Below are 24,211 nucleotides of genomic sequence, written 5' to 3'. Positions count from 1 at the left end.
GATGATCTCCTGTGTCAGAACGACATCTGCGCAGTGGCAGAGATGTTGCTGCGATCTTTGTAGTACTGGTTAAACGACAGTCGATCGTTGCTGGGCGCGAGCACGGCACCGGTATCGCCAAAGTAAGAGGTGTAGGTCAGTCCGAGTGTTAGGTTCTTGTGGTACTCCCCTTTAATCCCAATGCTGTAGTCGCCACCTTTATCAACACCGCCGTTGAAAAGGCTTACTGCCGATGACCTCCCCTTAGGGTTGTATCCAAGACCGATTGGCACGGAGACATCCAGCCCGTCCATAACTTGGTAATAGGTAGGAGAGAAGAGCATTCTGAAACCAAGCGCATCACGTGTGCTGTTCGGATCGAGCGCCTGCCGGTTTTCCGTCACGGACACCGTCCGGTTCCACCCCATCTCGGCAAGCAGGGTTCCTCCTTCCCATAGGTTACCTGGCGAAAGCAGGACAACTGATGACAGGTTCACGTGCGCCGTACGACCAACCGGATAAGCGGGGTGTGAGTCGTTGTCAGCACTTGGATCGAAGACGAAGGTGCCGGCATTAACCAATGGGGCGTTATCACGAAAGGACGCTTCGAGGCCGACGTTAGCATCACCGATGGTAGTACTGGCGCTGGCACCGTAGGCGCGGATGCCTTCGTGATAAGCCGTCTGAAATACCCCTACTGACTCTCCCGGCGCCCCTGGATTCGAGAAGAATCCAGCCCCTGCAGTTGGACGGATATAGATGTTCCCGTCCTTTTGGTGGTAACGAATCGCATAGAGACCAAACTCAGCATCTATGCTTTCAGGCCTAATTCGAACCTGGAAACCAAATTGCCCCATGTCGCTTGGTTTGATCTTGCCACCATTTGTGAAGTGCGATCCTGAAGACCAAAGCAGGCTCTCTGCACCATCACCGAAGATATCCGAAAACGAACTAAAGGAGCCTGACGCGGGGATACGATTCGCCTCCCACTCCAACTGGTAATAACCACTCACGGTTAAACCGGGTCGAATCTGCAATTGACCGGAGATTTGATTAACCGGCCTCACGACCTCCTTAAATTGCGAGCCGGGCACGTTGAATAATTTAACATAGTCAATTGGACCCATCCCCCCTGCAATACCGTTAGAACCGAAGAACAACGTTTCACCCCAAACCTGGGCGTGCTTGCCTAGGCGAAACGTTCCCGTCATATCATCAAAATCTGCCCCCCCGAAAACAAACGCATCAAGCAACTCCGCCTTACGCCCCATAAGATTACGAGTATCACTCGTGAACTCGCCGGACCGAGCGGAAGTGCTATTCAACGTAGAGGGAGAGTTGTTATCGTTGGAGCGATTGTAAGCGTCGTCATACCAGGCTGCACCACTGACACGCGCACCAAAGCGCCCTTTGTATACAGCGTCCGCCTCAGTGAAAATATCCAAACGATTGGAAACTAAACCCTTATTTCTAAAATTTCTGTCGCCATCATCGAAGTTGGCCTGTGCGGGCCCCGTCAACTTGGAATCGGAATCCTTTAGACGCATAGAAGTACTATATTTTAAACTGGAATCCCATCGAACCTTCCAGTCAGGATTGTCAGTCGGAATCTCGAACGCAGAAGCGCCAGTCCATGCCATTGCAGCTGTGCATGCCATTACTAGGTGCGCTAATTGCCGCCCATTCTTAAAACGGGGATGATGAGAAATTGCGAGCATGACAGAGTGCTTGCAGGACATGAGTGCGGTCTCCATGTATCTATTGTTATTAGCAAGGAAACTTCTGTTGCGAAAACGGCAAAGGCAAACGTAAAGTCTTATTTAAATCCGACCTTCAATGCATCCTTAGATGCATTCAGAATCTGAATAGACTCCAACATAACCTATCACCATGCATCTTGAATGGCGTTGCACGCCAAACTTTTGCTATAGCTTTAGCCGATAGGATCGAAAAAAAACTGATATGTGCGGTAACAAACATATGCTGATCAGTGGACTGGGCCTAGCGAGGAAGATTTTAATGTTCACGGGAGATACTCTTTCATTATTTTTATTTTCAGATAAACAACCCCTAACAGCTGCATTTTGCAATACGTTAGGGGCTTGGTGCTTTATCAATTAACCGGAAACGCTTGGGTGGCGAAAGTAATTCCCCGTCTCCATCAACTCGGAAGCTGCCAATGCCTCGGGGGTGAATCGCATCGTCGCTCGCGTTTCAAGAAGCCACGCTTGATACCCCTCTGGCACCGCTTCCGAGGGGCCGTGATGCGGAACACCCTTGGGAACCCAGGTCAGGGTGCCTGGCTCGTCACACCCTCCCCATGCTCCTGGCCCACGAACGTAGAAGACCAACTCGTCAAAATCAGCATTAACGTGCACCGGGGGACGCCCGCCAGAGCGTGCACTCAGGTTGAAAACCAGCGCTTCGCCGTCGCGGGATGACAGGAACATGGAGGGCGGACCGCCATGGGGCTCATAGGCATGAAGTTGGATATTACTGAGATTCAACTTCCACACAGGGACACTGGAAGTCATTTGGCCACCAAGGGATAGTGGGTCGTGGGCCAACATGTATCGAGTGATCTCACCGTCTGCCGTCTTCAACAGTAACGACATCGGACCGGTTGACACTATGTCTAGATCAATCGCTGCCAATTTTACGTCGCGAGAGAAATTGATCATTCCAACTGGGCCTGGCGGGGTCAGATTCAGCGCGCTTGGCGTTTCCATGATGAGACTGCGCATCGCCCCCCCTGTGGGGCCGAAACGATAAGCCACCGAACGCGGAATGCATACAAAGTCGCCTTCATCAGCGATCAGGCTACCCGCGTCAGTATCAAACTTAACCTGGCCAGCCTGTATGAAGTGCAACTCGTCAGCCTCTACGTTTCTGACAGTAAAAGGCATGGGCTGGGTTCGCGCCGAGGTCAGTAGGCGCACACCGAGCTTGGAAGTCGCTACGACCGAAGGAAGCGCGTCTGCATCAGACTGATCTTGTGGCACCAGCCCCTCAATCACACAACGGCGCGGCGCATGAGGGCCTTGAACCGATAGGAAATCCGGACCGTAAGTTGAACGACTAACCAGTGAAAGCGGACCAGCAAACCCTTCTCGAGTCCACAATTGCATGATTGGTGCATTGTTATTCTTGTTATCACTCATTTTTCAATTCCTACCAGTTTGGTAACGCCTTAAGCGAGTCAGTGTGTCGTGCCACTGCGGCTGTCCTGCCGCCCACTAAAGGCATCGCCACCGCCCACCACACAGCCAGAGTTCACCTGAACGAAAACACTTGCCCAAAACACCTCTCGACCCAAAACCTCACAATATTCGTACGTGATCGTATAATCCGATTACGTTCTAAAATTGTCAAGGGCGCTTTTGGCGAAAAATGTTCGGATTGCTGACCCGCTTGGCTGGAGGCCGTTTCGGGGAAAACGTGGGAGCCGCTCATCTATAAAATATCGCCACGAACACGCAATTCGGACGACCACGTCTCAACGGAGAGCCTTCCTTTGCTTGAAGAAGGTGGCAGGTTTTCATGAAAGCAGCAGAGACGTCGCGCGGCTAATTCGGATAGCTCACAGGCTATTCTTTGCCACAGCGGGAGGGGGTCTCAGTCGAAAGTCAGTCGCATTCGCTGAAGGGGGTTTCTTCAGGGGCTGGATGAGTGAGGGGCACCGAACTCAGCAAATGCGCTGAATTGCCTGGAGGACTGCCATTCGGCACTCGACAACCTAAAATTTTGGGGATGCGCTCAGGCTTCATGATGAAAATGACCGTTGAAAAAGCATCACCAGGCTCACCGGCGACGCACTGTCGTACTCGATGCATCGGTGCCAGATAATGCTGAATTCTATAGTTCAGCGCTTGCCCGGATATCCGCGGAAAACACGAGCTAATCCAGGGAGGTGCCGAGACCGCGGTTGGTGCGAAAGCTGTTCGGGACTGAGACCTTGCTAACGATTAAACTCGACGATCTCCCGCACTGCGCCGTCGAGCAAAGGTATGCCCCCCAGCCCGGCGCAAGCCTCAGTGCAAAGTGAAACATCAATCCCACCGAATTCTGCAATCGCGAAAAAACTTGCACAGCAATCGTACGAGATGGTTCTATTGTGATTGGCGGCATCCGCATACCTACCCATCTGAGAAGCATTTGAATGAAACCCAATAGCCAAACCAGTGAGCAAGTCGAGACGCCCCAACTTGACACAGGCTCCATTGTCGCAAGTCACGACGAGCAACCACAGGCAGAAATATCCGTAGACCCCCGAGTTTATGATGACAAGGGTCGCAGCATTGCCTGGCGCTTGAAGGACACTCATCGATTGTACGAATCCCGAGGTCAATACCTTCTTCTTGGTCGGGAGGTAACGATGGGGCATTGGTATTACCTTCGTATACTGTCTGAACATGACGGTTTGAGCCAGCAAGAGCTCAGCAAACGCGTAGGTATTCACCCAAACACAGCGGTTCCTGCAATGGACAACATGGAAAAAAACGGCCTAGTTACCCGAGTCCGAGACCCAAAAGATCGTCGCAGATTCTGCATCCACCTTACAGAAAAAGGTCGCAGTCTCCGTGATGAAATGACACCCGCTCTCAAAGCGTTGTTTGCCAGGTCGGTAAATGGGATCGCTGACGAAGAACTCGATATATTTTTCGGTGTTTTGGAGAAAATCTGGAGTAATTTGCTCAACGAAAAATCAGCGGGTAGTGACGCCTGGGAGTGGTAAAATTTTTGATGAATAATGGATATAAGTACCATCTCGACCTTGGCTGAAATCGCTTAAGTGGTCATTAGAAAATATCATTAATTCGTTCCAACTCAATCATCACACGACTAAAACCATCTATTACAACATCTCCCCCCCGACTGCAGGCGTTGAAATCGCTGCGAGTTCATCGGGGGGGGGAGCTAATACCCACATGATCGAGAGCACATTGAGTACCGCCCCCTACGGGAAAGGAAAGATTTAAATGTTTTTCCGAGTGCCCCCCCAATTGCTTTGGAAATGGCGCAGTGACACTGCGCCAACACTTCTTTTACCCTCTCGTAGTGTGAACGCCAGGCAGTACCGGATAATCAGTATAGCCGCGCTCCTCACCTTGATAGAACGTCTCCTTGTCGGCCTCACTCAACGGTGCGTTTAACAAAAACCTCTCAAGTAAGTCAGGGTTGGCCAAGAAAAGCGTTCCGAACGATACCAAGTCCGCCTTTTCACTTACGATCGCTGCTGCAGCGCGATCCGCGTCATAGCCTCCATTGGCAATGTAAGTACCACCGAAAAGGCGTTTAAGTTCGAGAAAATCAAAGTCCCCCTGGCCCAGTTGCATGACATGCAGATAGGCAAGTCCATACTGCCCCAGCATGCTGGCCGTGTGGCCAAACGTCGCGACTGGATTGCTATCACTCATGGAAAAGCCATCGAAAATCGGTGAGAGACGCACACCTACTCGGTCGGCACCAAAAACAGGGATAACGGCTTCAACCACCTCTTTGAGGAAGCGCGCTCGATTTTCTACTGAACCACCATAAGCATCAGTACGCGTATTACTACCATCTCGCAGGAACTGGTCAATCAAGTAGCCATTAGCAGCGTGGATTTCTACGCCATCGAATCCTGCCAGTTTGGCGTTCTCTGCCGCTTGGCGGAAATCGTCAACGACACCTGGAATTTCCTCAAGAAGCAGCGCTCGAGGAGCTTCAAGAGTTTTGAGGCCCGAAACCGTGAAGATATCACCCTCCGCTTTAATCGCGGAGGGCGCGACAGGTAGCTGATCATCAACCTGAACGACGCGGTGTGACAGGCGACCTACATGCCAAATCTGCAAGAAAATACGCCCGTTTTCTGAATGAACGGCATCAGTGACTAGCTTCCAACCTGCGATTTGATTCTCGGTAAAGATGCCAGGCGTTCGAGGATACCCTTTGCCCTGTGCAGAAATCTGAGAGGCTTCTGTGATGATGAGACCGGCTGTAGCGCGCTGACGGTAGTACTCAGCTATCAAAGCCGTGGCACAGTCCCCTTCGCCCGCACGACTACGTGTCAACGGCGCCATAACCGCCCGATTTTGCAATGTCATAGCTCCCACTCGAACGGGAGCAAGCAGTTGATCAAGATTGGTTGCAGACATAATACCAATTCCTCCAGTTACAGAACGATCAGTCCAGAATAGACTTAATAAAACCCGCCCTAAGGCGGGTCAACTATTGCAATGTGGTCAGCATGACCGACGTTGCATCCTCCAATCGCTCCATATCAAGTCTAGAGCGAGACATCATTTGCAAACCTTGGAGTGTCACCGTAAGAAACCTAGCAAGTCTCCTAGCGTTCTTATTCAACGGAATTGATCCGTCCTTCTTACCGGCCTCAATTGCCAGAGTAAAGGCATCTTCAATTCCCAAGAAATCCTTTTCAACCAATTGCTGCACTTCTGGGTCATGAGGACCAAATTCAACAGCTTCATTACAACTCATGCATCCAAATGGCCTTTCCTGCATGCGCGCATGTTCAAGCACCATCAGAAAAAAACCTTGTATCGAAGTATAAGCAGTCGACTCACTATTGAGATATCCATGCAACACACGCATGCGCTCTTGGCGATAAATCTCAAAAGCGGCTAGAAACAACTCTCGCTTGCTACCAAACGTGTCATAAAGACTACTCCTGCTTAGCCCAGTAGCCTTCAACAAATCGGGAAGCGAAGTAGATTCATAGCCTTTGCTCCAAAACACGTGCATGGCTTGGATTAACGCCTCCCTTTCATCAAATTCGCGCGGTCTTGCCATGCTACTCATCCTAGGATTTAGGACTATCGTAATGATTTAGGATCAATCAGTCCACAATATTTAACCAGAGGAAATATTTGTAGGAGCGTGGATCTGATGACCTAACCACTGTTTCAAGGGACCGCTCATACTAGAAGCGAATAGTAGTCCCCTACCGAGCCGCAGACAGCCAGTGCGTTCTGGTGCCAGGCAGAATCCGAGCAGTACGTCAAAAAATCACGATGCGTTCGACGTGTAATTTAGAGAGGCGCTCATTTCAGACTTCCAGAAGAGATTTGGATATTAGATCGCATCTCCGAAGGGAGGTCGCCGCCGCTGCTAGTGCTCGACCAATATCCAGATTCAGCCATAGGCACTTCGGCGCTAGAATTACTCATTTGCTGGCTCGCTACGCACCGGCAAGCGTGCGGCTGCAATCATGAGCTTGATTCAGTCGCCACGACTCAACATCGCACGCCCCATATTGCCTATCGAATGATGTCCACATGCGCCGACCCACAATGCGCGCCAGTGAGGTTGCTGAGTTGTTGCCGCTTAAGCGGGCCGGAGACTTGAAGCAAATCGTCGGCGCCGTAGGATCAGGCGTACCCGATTTCCTGCATCGCACCGACTTCGTTGACCGCCGCTTAAGGCAACCCGGACACAGATAGTGAATAGATCGCTACGATCTAAATCATTGTGTAGTAAACCCGCCATCAACTGAGAGCGCCGCGCCAAGAACAAAACTGGCACCCGCGCTACAGAGCCATAGAACTGCCGCAGCCAGCTCCTCTGGGCGCCCCATCCGGCCGTTTGGCTGCATTCGCATAAATTCCCGCATCGAGTCAGGGTTGATATCAGCAATCATCGGGGTGTCGAATGTGCCGGGGCAGACCGCGTTGACGCGAATGTTCTTTGTTGCGTAGTCAAGAGCGGCACACTTCGTAAGCCCCAACACCCCATGCTTTGTACCGTGGTAGGCAGCGCGCCCTGGCAAGCCAACGATACCGCCCAACGACGAGCAGTTAACTATCGCGCCCTCACCCTGCTTTTCCATCTGAATCAATTCGTGCTTCATGCACGTCCAGACGCCTTTAAGATTGACGTCATTCACGTTGTCGAACTGGCCTTCGGTTTCTTCAGTAATAGGGCCCGTTGGGCCACTGACACCCGCATTGTTGAAGGCCATGTCGAGTCGACCAAATTCTGCCACCGTGCGCTCAACAAGCGCTTTGGCCTGGGCCTCAATCGTGACGTCGCACACGATTGATATAGCTTTGTACCCCGCGCCCTGTAGCTGTTTGGTAGCAATGTCGAGGGACGCCTCGTTAACGTCCGACAAAACGACTGAGGCGCCGCTTTCGGCAAAAGCCTTTGCGGTTGCAAAGCCAAGGCCTTGGCTGGCGCCTGTTACGAGCGCTACTTTGTTACTGAAATCATAGGTCGGGTTGGTCATGGATATCGTGTCCTTTGTGGTTACTGCAGCAATGCTCAATCAGTGACAGTTCGTGCGGGAGGCGGTTTCGGTTGGCCCAACCTCATATTGCTCGTCAGTAACTTTTTCCAGCCATTCAACATTCTTGCCGTTGAGAGCTTCTTGCACAGCGATGTGGGTCATCGACGTTGTCATCGATGCACCGTGCCAATGTTTGTGGCCTGGTGGGCACCAGATAACATCGCCAGCACGTATTTCTACGATGGGCTCACCTTCGCATTGAGTCCAACCGCACCCTGCGGTGACGATCAAGGTCTGGCCGAGCGGATGGGTATGCCACGCGGTACGAGCGCCGGCTTCGAAGGTCACACTTGCCACCGACACCCTGGCCGGCTCAGGCGGGAAATTTAGCGGATCGATGCGAACGGCTCCGGTGAACCACTCTTCTGGGCCTTTGATGGAGGGTTGAGAGCCTGCACGTTTGAGTTCCATAATGCTCCTCAGTAAAAATAAAGGGCCAAGGGCATGCCTTGGCCAGGTTCTTGCCGCTTACTCAGGCAGCGCATACGCCATCACGTAATCACCTTTTTGCGTGGTCGCAGAATTACCGCCAGCACTGATGACCAGAAACTGCCTGCCGGTTCGCGGCGATACATAGGTCATCGGCGTCGCCTCAGCCCCAACCGGCAAACGTCCTTTCCACAGTTCTTTGCCGGTGCGCACATCAAGTGCCCGGATATAGAAGTCCTGTGTACCGGCCATAAACACCAGTCCACTGGACGTCGTCACCGGGCCGCCGCGAGTAGGCATGCCGATGGGAATAGGCAGGTGGGTGGTAATACCCAGCGGGCCAGTTTGCTCGGTCGTGCCAAGTGGAATAGACCAGGCGACCTTGCGGGTTGCCAGATCAATAGCACTGATCGTTCCGTAGGGAGGCTCCTGACAAGGGATGCCCAGCGGCGACAGGAAGCGTCCCTGCTCAATGCCCCACGGCGTACCTACCTGTGGAGCATTGCCTTCATGCCCGCCACCGGTGAGGCTTTTCTCATCGTAAGCCGCGCGCGGGATCATTCGGTTCCATATCGCAACGCGGGTGTCGTTGACGATCATGTAGCCCAGGTTCTCGGCGATGGAGACGGAACCCCAGTTCATGCCACCCAACCAGCTTGGGTACTGAATCGTCAGGTGCTCGCTTGGCGGAGTGAACTCACCTTCATAGCGCGCCCTGCGGAAATCGATCCGGCAGATCAGTTGGTCAAGCGGCGTCAACCCCCACATGCGTTTTTCACTGAGCGGTTCTGTGCCGATGGAGGGCATGCCAACCGAGTAGGGCTGCGTCGGCGAGGTCCGGTCATCAGGAACACCGCCCTGTGGGACCGGTTGCTCTTGCACCTGGGCGATAGGCTTGCCATCGCGCCGATCGAGCATGAAGATCTGCCCGCGCTTAGTGGTTTGGATCAACGCGGGAGACGTTCCGCCGTGGCCATCAGGTACGTCGTATAGTGCTGGTTGCGAAGGTACATCGTAATCCCAGAGGTCGTGGTGCACCGTCTGAAAGCGCCACCGCTCGCGCCCGGTTCCGATATCCAAAGCAACGATGGAAGATGAGTAACGATCATCCGCCTCGGTACGGTGCCCCCCCCAAAAGTCCGGCGTCGCGTTACCCGTGGGTAAATAAATCAAACCGAGCGCATCGTCAAAAGCAGGTGTCGACCAGACATTCGGTGTACCAGCGGTATAGCTCTGCCCCTCAGGCGGCTCGCGCGTGATGGCCGGGTTCCCGAGGTCCCAGGCCCAGACCAGTGCACCTGTACGCGCATTGAAAGCGCGAACTACCCCAGACGGTTCGCCGGTTTTCTGGTTGTCCCAGACAAGCCCGCCGACCACCACCAGATCACGTACCACGGTAGGTGCCGCCGTCGGAAAGTAAAGATCCTGGTCGTTACTGCCCATTCCAATGCGCAGACTCACGCTGCCACCCTCGCCGAAATCAGTGCAGGCTTTACCGGTTTGCGCATCTACAGCGACAAGTCGGGCATCAACGGTGGTGGCGATAATCCGACGCGCGCAGGCCGCTGGATTCGCATCGGCATCAGTAGTTGGTGTAGCGGGTGTAGTTGATGCAGCGGAGGCCTCGGATGTCGCATCGTAATAGCCCACACCACGGCATCTGGGATACACATTGTTCGCCTGCACTTTCGGGTCGTGATGCCAAATTTCCTTTCCAGTGTCTGCGTCCAAAGCGAACAGCTGGCTGGACTGGGTGCAGCCGTATAGCACGCCGTTAACGTGCAGCGGCGTTACCACGTGCCCTTGGCTCCCCTTGGGGATTTCTCCTGTCCGGTAAGTCCAGGCGACTTTCAACCCTGCCACGTTTTGCGGTGTAATCTTGTCCAGCAGCGCATGCCGTGTCCCGGAGGGTGTACGACCGAAGTAGCGCCAATCTGTCGCTGGCTCTACTGTTCCCACAGCCTTTCCGGGTACATGAGCCAGTGCACTGTCCGCCGCCTGGATCGGCTGCGGCTGCAACGCGGTATAGAACGTTGCCGCCAAACCGATAGCAACAACCACAGCTCCCGTGTAGGCAGTGTTGGCCGAAACAGGACGCTCGCTGCTGCTCAGTTTTGGCATCATCACCAGCACCAGTAAAGCAAGAACACCCAAAGCAAACAGACGAGAAAACAGCGGCCAGAAGTCCAGCCCTACATCCCACAGAGACCAGGCGATGGAGGCAAAAAACACCGCGAGGTAAAGGATCGCACCCAACAAACGTAGGCGCACAAGCAGAAGGCCCGCAATCGTCAGCCCAAGGCCCGCGAGTGCAAAATACCAAGACCCTGCGAGAGTAATCAGGTAAGCACCACCCGCGAGCATGAACAACCCCGTTAACAGGATGATCACGCCCAATGCTATCAGCAATGCTTTGCCGGTCGCGGAAGCGTTCAATTGGGGCATGAGATTTCCATTCCTTTTCTGAAATTCAGATGCGACCTTGCCGTCGACTGCGGCAGAGCCGAGCCCGAACAAGATGAGGTTTATGCACCGGCTGGACGAAGGAGGCTGTTTTCTCTAACACGTCCGCTGTCAGCGTTTGCTTAACGCATGATGAATCCACCATCCACAGAAATGGACTGACCTGTCACGTAGCTGGAGGTATTACTGCTTAGCCAAAGCACCGCGTCAGCGATTTCTTCAGGGAGTCCATGACGGCCCATTGGTACGCTCTTCACCATGGCCTGCATTGCGTCGCCCTGGCCGGCAGCGACCATCTGATCAACCATCGGGGTCCAGATCAGTCCGGGGCACACCGCATTGATACGAATATTGCGCGTCGCATATTCAAGTGCCGCGCTTTTGGTCAGCCCGATCACCCCATGTTTTGCCGCGTGATAGCTGGCACGCTCGGCACCGCCAACGAGACCGCCCAAAGATGAGCAGTTGACGATTGTCCCGCTGCCTTGGCGACGCATGTGCTGCAATTGAAACTTCATGCAGCTCCACACGCCACGAAGATTGACCGACATGACCCTGTCGTAATCCTCCATCGTCGAGTCAGCTACTTCTGCCAGTACATTCTGGATACCGGCATTGTTGAATGCTGCGTCCAGACGACCGAAGGCAGCGACGGTCTTGCTCACCATGGCTTGCACCTGGTCCTCATCGGCGACATCACAACGAATGCCAATCGCCTGATGGCCCGCGGCAACCAAAGCCTCTGCTGCGACCCGCGCAGCTTCTTCGTTCATGTCGACCAGGGCAACAGATGCCCCGGCTTGCGCGAAGGCTTTTGCAGTAGCCAAACCAATGCCAGAGCCGGCACCCGTGATCAACGCGACTTTGTTCTCGAATGAAAAGCTCATCGATATATTCCTCAGTATTAAAGTTGATAAAAATCTATTGGGGTGTCCGCAGCACGCAGATCGCACTGGCTAAACAACCCGCGCCGCAGATAGCCACCACTAGCCCCATTGGCCAGGGTGTTCCGTCAGCGAAAATCGCCACTAATGCTGATCCGAAAATACCCGAGCCATATTGCAACGCCCCGGCGAGCGCCGAAGCGGACCCAGCGAATTCCGGCAGGCAATTCAGCGCGCCAGTGATCGAATTGGCCAGCACAAGCCCGGTGGCAGAAACGAACAAAAAGCATCCGCAAACCAGCAGCGACAGCCCTCCCCAATCGACCCAAGTGCTAATGCCGAGAATCATGCCGGCGACCCCGGCGATCAGCGCACCGACCGCCATCAAGGTGTCGCTGCGAAAGCGGTTTAGCAGTCTGGCGTTGGCCTGGTTCATCAGCATGAGCCCGACAATACCGGCAGCAAAAAGCACGCCGTACCACTGTGGGCTTACGTGGTAATAGTCGATGTAGGCAAAGGGCGAACCGGCAATGTAGGCAAAGGTTCCGGCGTAAAAGAACCCACCTGTTGCGATGTAGCCCAGAAATTTCCGTTGCCGAAATAGGGAGCCATACCGGGTCATAATTGCTCTTGGCGAAGTGGGACTGCGACGCTCTGACGGCAAGGTCTCGGGTAAGAGCATCAGACTGGCCAAGGTCGCAAAGCCCACCAGCACCAACGTCCAGAAAATTGCTTGCCAGGAAAACAGGTGCAGAATCTGCCCTCCAACTGTCGGCCCGGCCAACGGCGCGATGGCCATGATGGTCATCAGCATCGACATTTTTTGGGCAGCTTGCCGTCCCTGGTAAAGATCACGCACCATGGCCCGCGCGAGCACGACATTGGCACAAGCGCCCAGCGCCTGTACCACGCGCCAAGCAATCATTGCCGTGCCACTGTTGGCAAACGCGCAGCCCGTCGAACCAATGATGAACAGCACCAGCCCCATCGCCACTGGAAGTCGCCGCCCGAAGCGGTCGCTGAACGGCCCCCAAAACAGTTGACCGACACTGAAGCCAGCGAGATAGCCGCTAACCGTCAGTTCCATCGTGCCGCTGTCCGCATGCAGAGACGCGGCCATGATCGGCATCGCTGGCAGAAAGAGATCCGTTGAGATCGAAGCGAAGGCCAGCAAGGCGCTGAGGATCAGCAAGACGCGCAGGCCGTGATGATCTGCATTCGCCAAGCTGCCGGTATCAGCGACGCCGTGCTGCCGAAAAGCCAAATCTAGTTCGCTCACTGAGCGCTATCTCTGGGCAAACTGCGGACCGTCGCAGCACGGGAGCGATCGCTGATCATCGGTGTCAGCAGTCGGGGGATCATCTTTATGCCTCGCTCCGGGCTGCGCAACGTCATCTGTGCGATGCCCAGTGTTGATTAGGTTTACACACGCTAATCAACACCGCCTACGATGAATACCGGGCAAAAGCAGGATGCTTTAATGAGCCTCGCTCAGTAATTGAGCAAGTGCCCGTGGGACACGGGCTTTGGCGGCGGCAACAGCAAAACTTCATGACTGATGAGCGCTACTCATCGCTTCATAAGAGTTTTGCCCGGTAGTCGCTACCTGACTCATGAACTAGCGTGTCAGCTCCCGGCCCATTGAGCAGGAGCTTCCCCATGAGAACAGTCGTTGCTGCGTCCACGCTGGCTACATTATTGATGTCATCTCTCTCGGCATACGCTGCTGACATTCCCGCCGATAAAACTATGAATATCGTCAGAAATGGCGAACAGGCCTCGATCATGGGGGCGCCCGGCAACTTTGTCGGCAACGCCAGAATTGACCCGTTGTTTTCGGTACGCGCGCCATCCAAAGTATCGGCAGGCGCAGTCACCTTCCAGCCTGGTGCTCGTTCGGTGTGGCATACCCACCCACTGGGGCAGACACTCGTGGTGACTGCCGGCACCGGATGGATCCAGCAGGCGGGAGGAGCAAAGACAGTCATTAGGCCAGGCGATGTGATTTGGACACCACCGGGTGTCAAACATTGGCACGGCGCCACTGCCACGACGGGCATGACTCACATCGCCATCCAGGAGTCGCAAGACGGCAAAAACGTCGAGTGGATGGAACCTGTGAGTGATGGGCAGTACGAGGCTTCGCGATGAACCTCATGAAAGCAGGCTTAGCCTCGCTGTCGTTGTTACTCGCGGCATGTACCGCTACAGATAAAACTGCGATGGCGTCAAGGCTCCCGGCGGCCCCGAGCCTAGACGACATGCGAGCAGTGTCCCCAGTTTTGGCGCACAACACAGAATCGACTCTTCTCGGGGAAGTCTGGAAACGTCCGGGTTTGTCGTCGCGTGACCGTAGCCTTGTCACCCTGGCAGTGCTGATTTCCAAACAGCAAACGGTCGAGATCGCCTATCACTTCAACCTCGCGCTGGACAATGGTGTCAAGCCAGCAGAAATCTCTGAGGTCATCAACCACCTCGCTTTCTATACGGGCTGGGGCAACGCGACGGCCAGCATCCTTAGCGCCAAGGACGTATTTGCCCAGCGCGGCATCACAGCAGACCAGCTGCCTGCGGTATCGCCAAAGTTGTCGCCCGTTGATGAGGCCTCGGAAAAGGTGCGCACCGCTTTCGTCGACAGGACGGTCGGCCCCGTATCACCAGGTTTGGTGCATTACACCAGCACCGCATTGTTCCACGACCTGTGGCTACGCCCCGGCCTTGCCCCCCGCGACCGCAGTTTGATTACGGTGAGTGCGTTGATTGCTACGGGTCAGGTGGCCCAACTCGGCGCTCACCTAAACCGCGCTATGGACAACGGACTGACTCAGCGCGAAGCCTCGGAAATGCTGACTCAACTGGCGTTCTATGCCGGATGGCCCAACGTGTTTACAGCGGTTCCGGTGGTCAACGAAGTATTTGCTGGCCGTAAGAAATCTTAAGGAGCATGACGTTTATGAGCGAGAAGACATCGGGTGCAGACGCCACTGCCATGAGCCGTCGAAAGGTAATTATCGCAGGCGCCAGTCTGGCGGCTGCGCCACTTCTTGGAGCTGCCGGGGCCTCAATCGCAGAGGCCGCTGAACCGGCACCGCTTAAAGGACCTTTCACCGTTCGTGCTTACGGCACGAAAGGGGTGAAAGCCGGTTTCGCCCCAATGCAGATTCAGCGTCGCGCTGTCGGCCCCAGGGATGTATTGATCGATATCGAGTATGCCGGTGTTTGCCACTCAGACATCCACATCGCCCGCAGTGAATGGTCTGAAACGCCCTACCCTTGCGTGCCAGGTCATGAAATTGTCGGCAAGGTTGCGGCCGTCGGCTCTGAGGTCAAAAAATTCAAGGTCGGAGATTACGCGGGTGTCGGTTGCATGGTGGACTCTTGCGGCGACTGTGAAAATTGTCTGGCCGACCGTGAGCAGAACTGCCTGAAGGGCACGACGTTTATATACAGCTCGCCAGACAAAGTTTCCGGTGGAATGACATATGGTGGCTATTCCGAGCGCATCGTGGTGGCCGAACACTTTGTGATCCGCATGCCACCGGGGGCGGACCTGGCGGCCATGACACCGCTGCTATGCGCAGGCGTCACCACTTTTTCGCCAATGCAGCACTGGAATCTCAAGCCAGGGCAGCGGGTGGCGGTCATCGGTTTAGGAGGCTTAGGGCACTTAGCCGTCAAACTCGGTGTGGCACGTCAGGCCGAGGTCACAGTCTTTACCACCTCGCCGGGTAAACTGGCCGACGCGAAACAGATGGGGGCTCACGACGCCTTTCTTTGGAGCGACAAGGTAGCATTCGAACGATTGGCGAATCACTTTGACCTGATCATATCTACCGTCCCGCAAGCTTACCCAATGCAGCAGTTTGTGGACCTGCTCAAGCTTGATGCAACCTTCGTGAACGTGGGTGTACTCGACGATCTAAGTAGTCTGAACGGCATGCTCATAGCTGTTGGGCGCAAGACCTTTGCCGGATCGTTGATTGGCGGAATCGCCGAAACCCAAAAAGTGGTCGACTACTGCGCGGCGCGAAATATCACTGCAGACATTGAGCGCATTAAGCCAGAGCAGCTCGATCAAGCCTACGAACGTGTGATGAACAAGGATGTGCGTTACCGCTTCGTCATTGATTTCGCATCGACGCGAAAGCCCTGATCATCATCTACTCGCCTAGTGGTTGCAGTTCGCGAATCAGATCAATCAGCAACCGCAAGCCCATCGGCAGTTGTCGATGGCTTGAGTAATACATGTGAAAGCCAGGAGCGAGACTGGCCCAGTCGTCCAGTACGCGTTGTACCTCACCGCTTTCCACTAGCGGTGAAATGACAGGTTCTGGCGCATACATCAGGCCGGCTCCATGCCGCAGAAGTGACAATCCGACACGGGTTTCATCGATGGTGATTGCACCAGGCACGGCGATCGCCAGGTGCTCCGCACCTTTCTCAAAATCCCAGTCGTACATGCGATCATTGCCCAGGCGAATGCGCAGGCAACGATGGCGTAGCAAGTCCTTAGGGTGGCGCGGCACACCAAAACGAGCGAGGTAATCAGGCGAGCCCGCAACCACCCAGCGAATGTCCGGCGAAAGACGCTGGGCGATCATATCTTCCGGTACCGTACCGCCGTAGCGGATGCCTGCATCATGCCCTCCGGCAATGACATCGATCATGCGGTTAGTAACCGTCAGGTCGATCTCGATCTCCGGGTAGCGCTCGTTGAAAACAGGAAGCACCGGGCCTAACAGCAAATCCGCCGCATCACTCAAAATATTCAGCCTAATGCGCCCTGCCGGCTCGTCGCGAAACCGATTGAGCGCTTCCATAGCCTGGCCGATCTCATCGATGGGCTTACTTATGAGCGCATGCAATTCCTCGCCAGCGGCGGTCAGCGTCACGCTGCGGGTGGTGCGATTGAGCAGGCGGACACCAAGCCGACTTTCCAGACCTTTGATGGCATGGCTCAGTGCCGAGGAACTGATGCCCACCTCCAGGCCTGCGCGGTTGAAACTCTTATGACGGGCGATGGCCAGAAAGTAGATGAAGTCGGCCAGATTGGCGCGGCTGAGTTGCATGTGAATCTCCGGCAAATTTAGCGATAGTTTTTCAGTGCGCCAGTGTGCAGGCTATTAGGGAGCCTTATTATTTTTTTAGCAGTCTTGCCAAATGGGGTGGGCGAGCCATTTGATTCTACTGATCAGCCAGGCTGTCGCCGATGAATCGGTTCGCGCCACTACTAAGAAATGCTCATCAATGGCTTGGCGTCCAAATCCAGGGCATCAGGCGATCTGGGGATGCGGACAAAAACTTGGACTGGTTATGCCGCGAAGCCCAGGCTTTCACGATACTCAATGGGACTGAGCGCGCCGAGGGAAATCTTTATGCGTTTTTCGTTGTACCAGCGAATGTATGAATCCAAGGCCTGAATGAACTGCTCGATGCTCGTTGACTGCCAGTTGCGAGGATAGAACAGTTCCGTTTTCAGTCGGCCGAAGAAACCTTCACAAGCCGCGTTGTCAGGTGAGCAGCCTTTGCGCGACATCGAACGAATCAGCTTCGCATCAGCGATGCGCGATAACCAGCCGGGCCAGCGGTAGTGAGCGCCACGATCGGAGTGAACAACAGGCCGTTTATCGTTGCTGGCCACCGTTTCGACAGCGGCATCCAGCATCGTGTTCACAAGCTCGGCGTCGGGACGCGTGCCGATCGACCAACTGATTACCTTTCCATCGAAGCAGTCGATCATGGGGGACAGGTACACCTTTCCGGCCGGGATCTGGAACTCCGAGATGTCGGTCAGCCATTTCTCATTCGGAGCTAGGGCCGTGAAGTTGCGGTTGAGGAGGTTTTCCGGCGCCGGACTGATCTCCCCGAGGTAGGAACCGTATCGACGCCGTTTCGGCTTGGCGACGACTAGGCACTCCTGCTTCATCAAGCGCTGCACCACCTTCTCTGAAAGGCGCACACGCTGCCTGCTCAACGAAGCTCGCATCCGATGGTAGCCATAGCAACGATGATTGCGCTCGAATATGTCCGCCATGGCACGACGCACTTCGGTGTACTTTTCCGCGACCTGCATTCGGGCTCGATGATAGAAATAGGAGCTTCGGGCCAAGCCCAACGCGTCAAGCAGCTCTAGCAAGGAGTACCTCTGCCTTAGGGCATCAGCCAGCAATGTCTTCTCCCGATTGGTCAGGATTTGCCGGTTGATGCCCGTCTCTTTTTTATGAGTTCATTCGCCCTCATCAACAGGTCATGTTCAAGCTGCAAACGGCCAACATCGAGCTGGAGAGATTCGAGTTGCCGCTGCAACTCCTCTCGTTCCGGTGACGATGAGGGTTCAAGCCGACACTTCATGGATGGGGATACCTCTGGGCCGAGTAGCTGGTTTTTCCAGTTGTACAAGGTCGGCCTGCACACGCCCAGCTTTTGAGCCAGGGCTTTCGCACTTTCTTTTCGCGTGCACAGCGCGATGACCGCTGCCTGCTTCACCGCTGGCGGCCGGGCTAACCCGTCTGATCGACCGACAGTACGCGTATGCAACTCGGGGTGCATTTCGTAAATCCAGGCACACAACGAATCCCGCGCGGGGTAGCCCAACGCCTTGATGGTAGCGGCGATGTTGCGACCGTATTCGAGATAGTGCCCGACAGCCTTTTCCCTTTGGGCCAGTGAGTACTTCGACTTCGAGTTCTCGTAGCCACACGGCAGGTCGAGGCATCGCTCATACTCTGCGTGCCAGCTCTTCAAAGAGTTCTTCGTCGGGAAGCCCAACTGACGAATAGTTGCCCCGATTCGCTTGCCCAGTTTGATGTAGAGCTTGACCGCTCGGATACGGTCTTCGTATGAATACATGAACTACCTCCAGGTAGTCCAAGATTTCCGCCGCATCCCCGGTGGGTCAGTTTTCAATCAGCGCCGACAAACGCCTCAGTTTGAGCCCAGGGCACTACACACGATCCGCTTGGTCACGTCGAAATTATCCGAAGTAAGGGCATCAATTGGCGAACGATCTTTTTGTCGCCAATCGAGTGACATTCTCGCCGGCCAGATTCGCAAACTCATGAGGCGTGACATGCTCCCGAAGATTCGCCGTAAGGTACCGGCTCCACCAGTTCATGATCAACCGACGCTCTTCAATGAACTCTGCCTTGTGAATGTAGGCGGCTCTAACGCTGTTGCGCTCTCTATGACTCATTTGCCTTTCGATGGCCGTTTCAGACCACAGACCTGACTCGACCAGTGCGCTACAGGCCATTGAACGGAATCCGTGACCACAAATATCTGTCTTCGTGTCGTACCCCATGGTGCGCAACGCTTTGTTCACGGTGTTTTCTGACATCGGCTTCCAGGCCCTAGCATCACCGGCAAATACCAGATCGAATGTGCCAGTGAGGGTGCGGATCTGTTCAAGCACGGCCACAACTTGCGGCGATAAAGGCACAAGATGAACATCGCCCGCCATTTTCGTCCCTCGCGTTGAATGGCGTACGTCCTCTAGCTCCGGCCGAGTATCCGGGATCTCCCATACGCCACGCTTGAGATCGAACTCACACCAGCGAGCGAAACGTAATTCACTCGAGCGAACAAACACTTGCAGCGACAGCATGAGCGTTAGCCGGGTCAGCTCTCGGCCCTTGTAGGCATGGATTCGTGCCAGCAATTCAGGCAGGCGTGACAGGGGCAATGCAGGCCGATGGGAGACTCGCGGCGCTTTGATCAAGCCCTGAAGATCGTACGCAGGGTTTATCGGAATAAGACGAAGGCGTTTTGCCTCACGCATAATACTTTGCAGGTATCTTTGTACCCTTAAGGCGACGTCAATCGTTCCTCGTTTCCTGATCGTTTCCAAAGGTTGCATCAGATCATAAGTATCGAGATCAGCAATCGCGCGAGCACCGATAAACGGGAAAACATAGTTATTCAGACGGTTCAACACATTCTTGGAATGGTCGGGTGTCCATCTGGCCGACATGTTCTTGTGCCAGTCCAACGCAACGCTTTCAAAGGTACGGCCGTTGACAGCATTTTCCGTTTTGGCTTTACGCTTGTTCTCAACGGGATCAATGCCGTCTGCGAGCATCCGCTTCGCCTCTAAACGCTTCTGGCGCGCATCGGAAAGGCCAATCACAGGATAGCTGCCGAGGGAGGTCAACCCCTCCCGGCCGTCAGGCTTTACGTACCTGAGACGCCAGCCATTACGGCCATTGGGTTGGATTAGGAGATAGAGACCGTCGCCGTCGAAAAGCTTGTAGGGACGGTCTGTTGGCTTGGCTAAACGGCAAGCAGCGTCGGTAAGCGGAGCAGTTGTGCGCGACATAAGGGTACTATCCTTAATCGAACCAAAGACTACCCCTAACTTTACCCTCTAAATGACTGGATTCCAGAAGAATGGGCAAGATTCCGACGGAATGCTAAAACGAAAAAACCCGCCAGAAGGCAGGTTTTTCAAGGCTTCCAAAGAACTCAAAGGCGCTCTGTGGAATGCAAGATGGTGCCCGAAGCCGGAATCGAACCGGCACGCCCTTACGAGCGGGGGATTTTAAGTCCCATGCGTCTACCAGTTTCGCCATTCGGGCGGTAGCGCGGTCAAGTCGTCTTAAAACAGCCAACCGAAAACTGGCAGTTTTGACGCCTGTGCAGCAGAGGGGGAAATATATACATCCCGTCCCGGTGAAGCAAGTTCGCAACTATCCTTTTCAAGACTAAATCTTGCAGGATGGTGCAAATAAAAAAGCTCCGTAAATCATAGATCTACGGAGCTTGTTTATTAGTGGAGGCCGAGGTCGGAATCGAACCGGCGTAGGTGGATTTGCAATCCACTGCATAACCATTTTGCTACTCGGCCTCAAACATTTGATGTCATGTAGCGCAACAACAAATGTGTACAAACTTGGAGCGGGAAACGAGACTCGAACTCGCGACCCCGACCTTGGCAAGGTCGTGCTCTACCAACTGAGCTATTCCCGCGTCTTGGTGTGGCGCATTCTATAGATTCCAGAAGCCCCGTCAACCCTTTGATTCAAAAAAGTTTTATTTCTTTTCTACGTCGGTCTTCAGATGAGGCCAGGCAGCCCGCAAGTACTGGACCATGGACCACAAAGTCAGGCCAGCGGATATCATCAGCAAGGCGTAACCGACCAGGACCCAGAAGCTGAAGTCCGACGGATTGGCCAGCAGAATCACCAGCGCCAGCATTTGCGCGGCGGTTTTCCATTTGCCCAGGTTGGACACGGCGACGTGCGCACGAGCGCCGAGTTCGGCCATCCACTCCCGGAGTGCGGAAACGACAATCTCGCGGCCGATGATCACGGCGGCCGGCAGCGTGAGCCACAGGTTGCCGTGTTCTTGCACCAGCAATACCAGCGCAACGGCGACCATCAGCTTGTCAGCCACCGGATCGAGAAATGCCCCGAACGGCGTGCTTTGCTCCAGACGGCGGGCAAGATACCCGTCCAGCCAGTCTGTGGCAGCGGCAAATGCGAAGACCGAGGCGGAAGCCAGGTAGCTCCATTGGTAGGGCAGGTAGAACAGTAAAATGAAGATCGGGATGAGCAGGACACGTAGAACGGTAATCAGATTAGGGATATTCATCGGCACAACTGGCTACGAGGTGAGGTGGCATTCTACTCGCTGTGCAGATTTGCATAAATCAACTCTGCGAGCTTTTTACTGATCCCGGGTGCTTTGGCGATCTCTTCGATGCTGGCACGAGACAGCTCCTGCAATCCACCAAAATGTTTCAACAAATCGCGGCGACGTGTCGGTCCGACTCCGGCGACGCCCTCAAGTGTAGAGGTGCGGCGAGTTTTGCCACGGCGTGCGCGGTGGCCGGTGATCGCGAAACGGTGAGCTTCGTCGCGTATCTGCTGAATCAAATGCAACGCGGGGGAATCACCGCGCAAGGTAAATTCATGGGCGGCATCGTTCAGGTACAAGGTTTCGAAACCGGCCTTGCGTGTCGCGCCCTTGGCCACGCCCAGCAGAATCAGGTCGGGCACCGCCAGCTCATTGAGCACGTCGCGGGCCATGGACAACTGCCCCTTGCCGCCGTCCACCAGCAGAATGTCCGGTAGCTTGCCCTCCCCGTCCTTCAGCTTGCTGAAACGTCGGGTCAGCGCCTGGTGCATTGCTGCGTAGTCATCACCCGGGGTGACGCCCTCAATGTTGTAACGACGGTAGTCAGACTTGATCGGGCCTTCGGGGCCAAACACGACGCAGGAGGCCACCGTCGCTTCGCCGCTGGAGTGGCTGATGTCGTAGCACTCGAGGCGCTGTGGCGGCTCGTCCAGATTCAGGACTTCCGCCAAGGCGTCGAAACGAGCCGCAACGTGTTGACGATTGGCCAACCGTGCACCCAGCGCCTGCTCGGCATTGGTGACTGCCAATTGCTGCCAGCGGGCTCGTGTACCGCGGACCCGATGGCTGATGGTCAGTTCGCGACCGCGCAGCTCTTCGATGGCGGCGATCAGGGTCGGGAAGTCTTCGTGAACCACGTTGACGATCAGTTCACTCGGCAAGTCGCGTTCAGGGCTGCTGATGAAGTACTGGCCGAGAAACGCCGCCATGACTTCGGAAACGTCCTCTTCAATGCCCACCTGCGGAAAGAAGTTCTTGCTCCCCAGTACCCGGCCGCCGCGCACGCTGATCAAGTGCACACACGCGCCGCCCGGGTTGATAAATGCGGCGATCACATCGACATCACCCGTCCCGCCTTCCATGCTTTGCTGATCCTGGACCCGGCGCAGCAATGAGATCTGGTCCCGCAGCTCCGCCGCACGCTCGAATTCGAGATTGATCGCCGCCTCTTCCATACCGGCCGACAATTCGTCGGTCAGCGCATTGCTGCGGCCTTCAAGGAACATCACTGAGTGTCGAACGTCCTCGGCATAGACCTCGGGTTCCACAAGGCCGACACAAGGCGCCTTGCAGCGTTTGATCTGGTATTGCAGGCAAGGCCGTGTGCGGTTCTTGTAATAGCTGTCTTCGCACTGACGAACAAAAAAGGTCTTTTGCAGCAGGCTCAGGCTTTCGCGAATGGCACCGGCACTCGGATAAGGACCGAAATATTTGCCCTTGGCCTTCTTCGCCCCGCGATGGATGCTCAAACGTGGAAACGGGCCATCAGAGAGGAAGACGTAAGGATAGGATTTATCGTCGCGCAGCAGAATGTTGTAAGGCGGGCGCCATTCCTTGATCAGCGTCTGCTCGAGCAACAAGGCTTCGGTTTCATTGGCGGTAATCGTCGTTTCGACCTGGGCGATACGCGCGACCAGCGCAGCGGTCTTGGGCGCCAGACCGGATTTACGAAAGTAACTCGACAGGCGATTCTTGAGGTTCTTGGCCTTGCCGACGTAGAGCAGGCGTGCCTCGCTGTCGAACATGCGATACACACCGGGGCGCCCACTGACCGTTGAAAGAAAGGCGCTTGGATCGAAGGCTTCAGTCATTTTCAGAGGCTGGCATCAACCATGCCGTGACGAACCGCCAACAGCGTCAACTCGACGTCGCTGCTGATCGAGAGCTTCTCGAAAATACGGTAACGGTAGGTGTTCACGGTTTTTGGCGACAGGCACAGCTTGTCGGAAATGATCTGGACTTTCTGACAGCCGACAATCATCAGTGCGATCTGGATTTCCCGCTCCGACAAGGCGTCGAAGGGCGAATCGTTGGTCGGCTGGAAGGATTTGATCGCCAGTTGTTGAGCAATCTGTGGACTGATGTAGCGTTGCCCGGCAAACACCAGGCGAATGGCCTGGACCATTTCAGGCAAACCGGCGCCCTTGGTCAGATAACCCGCAGCCCCCGCCTGCAACAGACGTGTAGGAAACGGATCTTCTTCGCACACCGTGACCGCAACGACTTTGATGTCCGGATGACTGCGCAACAATTTGCGCGTGGCTTCAAGACCGCCGATACCGGGCATCTTGACGTCCATCAACACCACATCGGGTTTCAACTCACGCGCCTTGAGCAGGGATTCTTCGCCTGACTCAGCCTGGCCGACTACTTGCAGGCCATCGATGTCAGCCAGCATTCGTGTAATGCCTGTACGAACGAGATCATGGTCATCGACTACTAGCACCCTAATCAAGCAGACACCTCGCGATATGGTCCTATTGGGTTGCCGACACCTTAGCAAAAAGCAACTGGCAGACCTAGCGGCAAGCGTTAT

19 protein-coding genes, 3 tRNA genes and 1 pseudogene are annotated in these 24,211 nt (G+C 54.9%); 5 read left to right on the top strand and 18 right to left on the bottom strand.

Annotated elements, in window-relative coordinates; all coding sequences use genetic code 11:
• Positions 1–14: 14 nt before the first annotated feature.
• The gene (locus JFU37_RS25240) at positions 15–1,718 is read right to left on the bottom strand and encodes a DUF1302 domain-containing protein (RefSeq protein ID WP_242485821.1); all 1,704 of its coding nucleotides are present in this window, start codon (positions 1,716–1,718) and stop codon (positions 15–17) included.
• Between the two features lie 378 nt (positions 1,719–2,096).
• Positions 2,097–3,140, bottom strand: coding sequence for a hypothetical protein (locus tag JFU37_RS25235; RefSeq protein WP_201119758.1), 1,044 nt, complete (start codon positions 3,138–3,140; stop codon positions 2,097–2,099).
• Positions 3,141–4,138: 998 nt separating this feature from the next.
• Between JFU37_RS25235 and JFU37_RS25230 the strand changes: the two genes are divergently transcribed.
• Positions 4,139–4,714 (top strand): MarR family winged helix-turn-helix transcriptional regulator, encoded by a 576-nt coding sequence (locus JFU37_RS25230; protein WP_201119757.1) that lies wholly within the window; start codon positions 4,139–4,141, stop codon positions 4,712–4,714.
• Positions 4,715–5,024: 310 nt separating this feature from the next.
• Here the strand turns inward: JFU37_RS25230 and JFU37_RS25225 are convergent, their stop codons facing one another.
• Together JFU37_RS25225 and JFU37_RS25220 are read right to left on the bottom strand one after the other, a co-directional pair.
• A complete protein-coding gene (locus JFU37_RS25225; protein ID WP_201119756.1) occupies positions 5,025–6,116 on the bottom strand; it encodes an alkene reductase in 1,092 nt (363 codons plus the stop codon).
• 73 nt (positions 6,117–6,189) lie between these two features.
• Positions 6,190–6,771 (bottom strand): TetR/AcrR family transcriptional regulator, encoded by a 582-nt coding sequence (locus tag JFU37_RS25220; RefSeq protein WP_201119755.1) that lies wholly within the window; start codon positions 6,769–6,771, stop codon positions 6,190–6,192.
• Positions 6,772–7,138: 367 nt separating this feature from the next.
• Here JFU37_RS25220 and JFU37_RS25215 point away from each other — a divergent pair.
• Positions 7,139–7,304: pseudogene (locus JFU37_RS25215) on the top strand (IS66 family transposase); the annotation flags it as partial.
• Between the two features lie 140 nt (positions 7,305–7,444).
• On the opposite strand, the gene JFU37_RS25210 reads toward JFU37_RS25215, so the two are convergent.
• The 5 genes from JFU37_RS25210 to JFU37_RS25190 form a co-directional block, all read right to left on the bottom strand.
• Complete coding sequence (locus JFU37_RS25210) at positions 7,445–8,206, bottom strand: glucose 1-dehydrogenase (RefSeq protein ID WP_201119754.1); 762 nt, start codon at positions 8,204–8,206, stop codon at positions 7,445–7,447.
• A 39-nt stretch (positions 8,207–8,245) separates the two neighbouring features.
• The gene (locus JFU37_RS25205; protein WP_201119753.1) at positions 8,246–8,677 is read right to left on the bottom strand and encodes a (R)-mandelonitrile lyase; all 432 of its coding nucleotides are present in this window, start codon (positions 8,675–8,677) and stop codon (positions 8,246–8,248) included.
• A 57-nt stretch (positions 8,678–8,734) separates the two neighbouring features.
• Positions 8,735–11,140: a membrane-bound PQQ-dependent dehydrogenase, glucose/quinate/shikimate family gene (locus JFU37_RS25200; protein WP_201119752.1), complete on the bottom strand. Its 2,406-nt coding sequence runs from the start codon at positions 11,138–11,140 to the stop codon at positions 8,735–8,737.
• Between the two features lie 140 nt (positions 11,141–11,280).
• Positions 11,281–12,045 carry an SDR family NAD(P)-dependent oxidoreductase gene (locus tag JFU37_RS25195; protein ID WP_201119751.1) on the bottom strand — a complete coding sequence of 255 codons (765 nt, stop codon included), beginning with the start codon at positions 12,043–12,045 and terminating at the stop codon, positions 11,281–11,283.
• A gap of 34 nt (positions 12,046–12,079) precedes the next feature.
• On the bottom strand, positions 12,080–13,321 hold the full coding sequence (locus tag JFU37_RS25190) for a Bcr/CflA family multidrug efflux MFS transporter (RefSeq protein WP_446739607.1): 1,242 nt from the start codon (positions 13,319–13,321) through the stop codon (positions 12,080–12,082).
• Between the two features lie 380 nt (positions 13,322–13,701).
• Here JFU37_RS25190 and JFU37_RS25185 point away from each other — a divergent pair, with 380 nt between their 5' ends.
• From JFU37_RS25185 to JFU37_RS25175, 3 genes are read left to right on the top strand one after another with little or no spacing between them, the layout of a single operon-like run.
• Positions 13,702–14,193 (top strand): (R)-mandelonitrile lyase, encoded by a 492-nt coding sequence (locus tag JFU37_RS25185; protein WP_201119750.1) that lies wholly within the window; start codon positions 13,702–13,704, stop codon positions 14,191–14,193.
• Positions 14,190–14,981: a carboxymuconolactone decarboxylase family protein gene (locus JFU37_RS25180; RefSeq protein ID WP_201119749.1), complete on the top strand. Its 792-nt coding sequence runs from the start codon at positions 14,190–14,192 to the stop codon at positions 14,979–14,981. The genes JFU37_RS25185 and JFU37_RS25180 overlap by 4 nt, the downstream gene beginning before the upstream one ends.
• Positions 14,982–14,995: 14 nt before the next feature.
• Positions 14,996–16,195, top strand: coding sequence for an NAD(P)-dependent alcohol dehydrogenase (locus tag JFU37_RS25175; RefSeq protein ID WP_242485819.1), 1,200 nt, complete (start codon positions 14,996–14,998; stop codon positions 16,193–16,195).
• A 7-nt stretch (positions 16,196–16,202) separates the two neighbouring features.
• Here the strand turns inward: JFU37_RS25175 and JFU37_RS25170 are convergent, their stop codons facing one another.
• The 9 genes from JFU37_RS25170 to gacA form a co-directional block, all read right to left on the bottom strand.
• Complete coding sequence (locus JFU37_RS25170) at positions 16,203–17,111, bottom strand: LysR family transcriptional regulator (RefSeq protein WP_201119748.1); 909 nt, start codon at positions 17,109–17,111, stop codon at positions 16,203–16,205.
• A gap of 242 nt (positions 17,112–17,353) precedes the next feature.
• A protein-coding gene (locus JFU37_RS25165; protein ID WP_201119747.1) for an IS3 family transposase occupies positions 17,354–18,891 on the bottom strand; the annotation gives its coding sequence in 2 pieces (ribosomal slippage) (positions 17,354–18,255 and positions 18,255–18,891; 1,539 coding nt in all).
• Between the two features lie 142 nt (positions 18,892–19,033).
• Positions 19,034–20,356, bottom strand: a complete 1,323-nt coding sequence (locus JFU37_RS25160) for a tyrosine-type recombinase/integrase (protein WP_201119746.1) — start codon at positions 20,354–20,356, stop codon at positions 19,034–19,036.
• Between the two features lie 172 nt (positions 20,357–20,528).
• Positions 20,529–20,615: transfer RNA gene (locus JFU37_RS25155), tRNA-Leu, on the bottom strand.
• A gap of 195 nt (positions 20,616–20,810) precedes the next feature.
• Positions 20,811–20,884 (bottom strand) — tRNA-Cys (locus tag JFU37_RS25150).
• Between the two features lie 46 nt (positions 20,885–20,930).
• Positions 20,931–21,006 (bottom strand) — tRNA-Gly (locus tag JFU37_RS25145).
• 63 nt (positions 21,007–21,069) lie between these two features.
• Positions 21,070–21,630 carry a CDP-diacylglycerol--glycerol-3-phosphate 3-phosphatidyltransferase gene (gene pgsA, locus JFU37_RS25140; protein WP_123425996.1) on the bottom strand — a complete coding sequence of 187 codons (561 nt, stop codon included), beginning with the start codon at positions 21,628–21,630 and terminating at the stop codon, positions 21,070–21,072.
• A 32-nt stretch (positions 21,631–21,662) separates the two neighbouring features.
• Positions 21,663–23,486: an excinuclease ABC subunit UvrC gene (gene uvrC / locus JFU37_RS25135; RefSeq protein WP_201119745.1), complete on the bottom strand. Its 1,824-nt coding sequence runs from the start codon at positions 23,484–23,486 to the stop codon at positions 21,663–21,665.
• Between the two features lie 2 nt (positions 23,487–23,488).
• Positions 23,489–24,130 (bottom strand): response regulator transcription factor GacA, encoded by a 642-nt coding sequence (gene gacA / locus JFU37_RS25130; protein ID WP_008015884.1) that lies wholly within the window; start codon positions 24,128–24,130, stop codon positions 23,489–23,491.
• Positions 24,131–24,211: the final 81 nt, after the last annotated feature.

The organism is Pseudomonas sp. TH41 (assembly GCF_016650695.1).
Classification (GTDB): Bacteria; Pseudomonadota; Gammaproteobacteria; order Pseudomonadales; family Pseudomonadaceae; genus Aquipseudomonas.
Note: the sequence above shows the minus strand (reverse complement) of the source record. Positions and strands in the feature narration are given on the sequence as shown.

Excerpts from the sequence above, each read along its gene's own strand:
- pgsA (WP_123425996.1), bottom strand. The coding sequence starts at position 21,630 with ATGAATATCCCTAATCTGATTACCGTTCTACGTGTCCTGCTCATCCCG.
- JFU37_RS25180 (WP_201119749.1), top strand. The coding sequence starts at position 14,190 with ATGAACCTCATGAAAGCAGGCTTAGCCTCGCTGTCGTTGTTACTCGCG.
- JFU37_RS25175 (WP_242485819.1), top strand. The coding sequence starts at position 14,996 with ATGAGCGAGAAGACATCGGGTGCAGACGCCACTGCCATGAGCCGTCGA.
- JFU37_RS25210 (WP_201119754.1), bottom strand. The coding sequence starts at position 8,206 with ATGACCAACCCGACCTATGATTTCAGTAACAAAGTAGCGCTCGTAACA.
- JFU37_RS25185 (WP_201119750.1), top strand. The coding sequence starts at position 13,702 with ATGAGAACAGTCGTTGCTGCGTCCACGCTGGCTACATTATTGATGTCA.
- JFU37_RS25240 (WP_242485821.1), bottom strand. The coding sequence starts at position 1,718 with ATGTCCTGCAAGCACTCTGTCATGCTCGCAATTTCTCATCATCCCCGT.
- JFU37_RS25235 (WP_201119758.1), bottom strand. The coding sequence starts at position 3,140 with ATGAGTGATAACAAGAATAACAATGCACCAATCATGCAATTGTGGACT.
- JFU37_RS25225 (WP_201119756.1), bottom strand. The coding sequence starts at position 6,116 with ATGTCTGCAACCAATCTTGATCAACTGCTTGCTCCCGTTCGAGTGGGA.
- JFU37_RS25205 (WP_201119753.1), bottom strand. The coding sequence starts at position 8,677 with ATGGAACTCAAACGTGCAGGCTCTCAACCCTCCATCAAAGGCCCAGAA.
- JFU37_RS25160 (WP_201119746.1), bottom strand. The coding sequence starts at position 20,356 with ATGTCGCGCACAACTGCTCCGCTTACCGACGCTGCTTGCCGTTTAGCC.
- JFU37_RS25220 (WP_201119755.1), bottom strand. The coding sequence starts at position 6,771 with ATGGCAAGACCGCGCGAATTTGATGAAAGGGAGGCGTTAATCCAAGCC.
- JFU37_RS25170 (WP_201119748.1), bottom strand. The coding sequence starts at position 17,111 with ATGCAACTCAGCCGCGCCAATCTGGCCGACTTCATCTACTTTCTGGCC.
- uvrC (WP_201119745.1), bottom strand. The coding sequence starts at position 23,486 with ATGACTGAAGCCTTCGATCCAAGCGCCTTTCTTTCAACGGTCAGTGGG.
- JFU37_RS25230 (WP_201119757.1), top strand. The coding sequence starts at position 4,139 with ATGAAACCCAATAGCCAAACCAGTGAGCAAGTCGAGACGCCCCAACTT.
- JFU37_RS25200 (WP_201119752.1), bottom strand. The coding sequence starts at position 11,140 with ATGCCCCAATTGAACGCTTCCGCGACCGGCAAAGCATTGCTGATAGCA.
- JFU37_RS25195 (WP_201119751.1), bottom strand. The coding sequence starts at position 12,045 with ATGAGCTTTTCATTCGAGAACAAAGTCGCGTTGATCACGGGTGCCGGC.